The 2457-nt window shown below is 70.0% G+C and carries 5 protein-coding genes; 2 read left to right on the forward strand and 3 right to left on the reverse strand.

Features of this window, described 5'->3' with window-relative positions:
* From P3T29_RS32470 to P3T29_RS32480, 3 genes are all read right to left on the reverse strand, one after another.
* A partial coding sequence (locus tag P3T29_RS32470; RefSeq protein ID WP_280720277.1) for a glycosyltransferase occupies positions 1-165 on the reverse strand: 165 nt, incomplete at its 3' end.
* A 60-nt stretch (positions 166-225) separates the two neighbouring features.
* Complete coding sequence (locus P3T29_RS32475; protein WP_280720273.1) at positions 226-720, reverse strand: DUF2304 domain-containing protein; 495 nt, start codon at positions 718-720, stop codon at positions 226-228.
* Between the two features lie 118 nt (positions 721-838).
* Complete coding sequence (locus tag P3T29_RS32480; protein ID WP_280720274.1) at positions 839-1201, reverse strand: hypothetical protein; 363 nt, start codon at positions 1199-1201, stop codon at positions 839-841.
* A 312-nt stretch (positions 1202-1513) separates the two neighbouring features.
* Here P3T29_RS32480 and P3T29_RS32485 point away from each other — a divergent pair, with 312 nt between their 5' ends.
* Together P3T29_RS32485 and P3T29_RS32490 are read left to right on the forward strand one after the other, a co-directional pair.
* Positions 1514-2047 carry a class I SAM-dependent methyltransferase gene (locus P3T29_RS32485; RefSeq protein ID WP_280720275.1) on the forward strand — a complete coding sequence of 178 codons (534 nt, stop codon included), beginning with the start codon at positions 1514-1516 and terminating at the stop codon, positions 2045-2047.
* 72 nt (positions 2048-2119) lie between these two features.
* A complete protein-coding gene (locus tag P3T29_RS32490; RefSeq protein WP_280720276.1) occupies positions 2120-2317 on the forward strand; it encodes a hypothetical protein in 198 nt (65 codons plus the stop codon).
* The last annotated feature ends 140 nt before the right edge of the window (positions 2318-2457 follow it).

Below are 2457 nucleotides of genomic sequence, written 5' to 3' on the forward strand. Positions count from 1 at the left end.
ATGCGCCCCCGTCCCCAGCACACTGCCGGCACTGTCATCGGTACTCCCGTCGTCCACCACCACGATGTTCGGGAACGTCACCAGCGCCCGCTCCAACACCCCCGCGATGACCGTGCCCTCGTTGAAGGCCGGGATCACCAACCAGACATCGTCATACCGGGACATGTGGGCTCCGTAAGGTGGTCGGAGGGCGTCGATTTCGGGCAGTGGTGGGGCGCGGGTGCTTCACACAATGGACCCGTCTTCCAGGAGATCGGCGAACCGGCCCTCGGTGCTGTCCCCCGTGCCGTCCTCCGCGCTGTCTTCCGTGCTGTCCCGGGGAATGGGTGGTGCAGGGGCTGCGGGGGATTGCGCAGGTGGCGGGCCGTCGATGGCGGGTGCGGCGGCCGGAAGGCCCAATTGGGCGCGGAGGGAACTCAGTTCCGAGGCCAGCAGGTCGGATCTGGCCCGCAGGCCGTGCTGCTCACGGCTGAGGGTGACGGCCAGGTAGAGAAGAACGACCAGGCCGAAAGCCAGCGCCAGATCCGCGCCGGAGCTCACCCGCAGGAGGGCGGCGACCGGATCTAGCAGCGTCGGAACGAACATGACCGGCAGGACCACCAGGCTGAGGCAGATCCACAGCGCCGCCGACCGCTGTCTCAGGCCGTTCAGGCGCAGAGTCCGGACGACCGAGACCAGGACGACGATGCCCGCGAGCGAGGTGAGGATGAAGAGTGGCACGGCCGCGCCTCCCGAGTCCGGATGGGTCGTCCAACTGACAACGGTCACACCGGGCGGTCGGTAACGACACGACCGGGTGACTCCCGGGAGGCAGGGCTCTGAAGTGCGGCGAGCGTTCTCACTGGTCGGAGTAGCTCAGGTCCCCGATGGTCCAGCTGCTCACGCTCTCGATCGAGATGCGGTACATGCCACCGGCGTTCGGCAGGCCGAAGCTCCCCTGCAGGATTCTCGCGAGGTGGAGGTGCAGGTGGTCGGGCCGTGCGCTGTGGCGGGCGGTGGCGGGGGCGAACACCGAGGAGAACGGTTTGAGGCTTTCGGAGGCGTCCAGTACTTCGGCCACCCGTTGCCGCCACACCGCCTCGGGCGCCAGTCGGCCGGTGATCACCGCGCCTGGGACGACCACGGTCAGGGACATCTGGTTGCTCTGCTCCGACTCCACCATGGCGGCGAGGGCGACGAGCAGCTCGTCGGGCTTCGACATGTGGCCAGCGTAGCGCTTGAAGTCCCGTGCGAGCGGGGCGAGCACGGGACGGTTCTCCCCACCGGGCCTGGCGGGGGAAGCGGATCACAGGCGGACGGTGAGGGCGAGGGGCGCGAAGGGGCGCGTGCGGTCGTGCGCGCTGGTTCGCGCGCCCGCAAAGGCGGCGGAATTGGTTTGGAGAAAGTTGATCCTGTACAAACCTCCTAATGACTGAGTGGCCATCAAATATCCGCAGCTACCTGCGGAAACGCGGGGGCTGGGTTGCCAGAAGATAATTCAAATTATCGGCCGTTCAACGAGCACATGCACCGGGTGATCGAACCGCTGAGAGTGCTACCGGCCGGCTCCGCCGTGCTCGACGCCGGGTGTGGGGGCGGTGCTGTCGGCCGCTGGCTGGCCGAGCAGGGGCGGCACCAGGTGCTCGGCATCGACCCGGAGCTGCCCGACGGTACGGCCACCGACGGCCCGCAGAAGCTGCCGGGTGGCGGCACGTTGGAGCTGCGCCGGGCCGACCTACTGGACCTTCCGGTGGGTCAACTGCACGACGGTGTCATGCTGTTGGGAGTACTGCACTATGCCGGGAGCGCCGACGGCGTCCGACGGATGCTGCGAGCGGCCGACGCGCTCAGCGGTCCCGGTGCCCCGCTGTCACTGAGCTGGATCTGCGATGACGTGCCGCTCACCTACCAAGAGGCCTACCTGCCCGGCCGCGAGCTGGTGGGCCGTGTGCTGGCCGAGCTGGGGTGGACCACCGCCGATACCTGGACGCGCGAGGTGACGCACGCGCACGGCGGCAGCCCGCAGCACGACCACCGCATCGTCTACGGCACCTGGCGGCGCGTCTGACGGCGCGTACGCCCCCGATACTCCCGCCGCGCCTGCGGAGGGACGAACCCACCACCCTGGAGAGGAACATCCATGTCCGAAACCCTGGTCGAGCGGGCTCCCGAGAGCGCGGTCCGTGCCGCGCTGATCCAGAACGGCAACGACCCCGGTTACTACAGCCAGGACGGTGTCGCGCTGGTCGAGCGGGCTCCGGAGAGCGCGGTGCGCGCCGCGCTGATCCAGAACGGCAACGACCCCGGCTACTACTCCGAGCACGGCGTCACCGGCTGACCCACCGGGTCGTGGGGGGGGCCCCGGGGGGGGGGGGGGGGGGGGCGCGGGGGGGGGGGCCCGGGGCGGCGCGGCGGCGCGCGGCGGCGGGGGGGGGGCGGCGGCCCCCAGGACCAACCACAGTGAGAGGAGCACGGAGG

This window comes from Kitasatospora sp. MAP5-34 (genome assembly GCF_029894335.1).
In the GTDB taxonomy this organism is placed as follows: Bacteria; Actinomycetota; Actinomycetes; order Streptomycetales; family Streptomycetaceae; genus Kitasatospora.